The following is a 682-nucleotide window of genomic DNA, read 5'->3' as shown; positions in this document are numbered from 1 at the left end:
AGCAGGCGCTGGAGTTCTTTAATCTGCTTCATGGCGGCAGCAAGTTCAGAGGCAGGAACAACCTGTTCTCCGGCGGCCACAGCAGTAAGACTTCCTTCCAACATGGGCCAGAAGCCCCGCTCCGGCATAACTGCGTGCAATGGGTTTTGAAGGCACCGGTGCCTGCACGATATGGTCGCACCGGCGACAGGCCAGTTTAGGGCGTTGTTTTTCGATAACCTTAAAGGCGCTGCTGATAAGCTCCAGCTGCTCTGACACATCACATCCCAGTGGACTGAGTTCACCACCACAGGCCGGACAGCATTCCTCTTCCGGCCGGATGACCCGGGGGGCACGGGGAAGTGAGGCTGGTAACGGTTTACGGGCTGAAGACTGGCGCAGGGAAGATGGCAGTACCGGGTCATATTGCTCACCCAGTGTTTCCGCCATTTCCTCCTGAAGTGCGCTGATTCGCTCCTGTGCTTCCTGTATCCGCCGTTCGGTTTTTGCGCGAAGTTTTTCTGAGCTTTTACCGAACTGCATACGCTGCAGTTTCGCGACCAGCGCCTTCAGTCGGTTGATTTCGGAAGGCCTGGACAACTGAATCTGCGACCCAGACCTGATTAGGTGCTGTGGGCGTAAAGTTCTGATTCAGCAGATTCGGCGTAACCGGCAGATTGTGGTCAGAGTTTGTGGTCGCCCT

General features: G+C 56.2%; 1 pseudogene. It reads right to left on the bottom strand.

The window, feature by feature from the left end:
* Positions 1-84: 84 nt before the first annotated feature.
* Positions 85-570 (bottom strand): annotated as a pseudogene (locus tag BGK49_RS16680) (transposase domain-containing protein); the annotation flags it as partial.
* Positions 571-682: the final 112 nt, after the last annotated feature.

Source organism: Shigella sp. FC1544 (genome assembly GCF_001722145.1).
GTDB lineage: Bacteria > Pseudomonadota > Gammaproteobacteria > Enterobacterales > Enterobacteriaceae > Escherichia > Escherichia coli.
The sequence above is the reverse complement of the archived record's forward strand: the minus strand, read 5'-3'. Positions and strand labels throughout refer to the sequence as shown.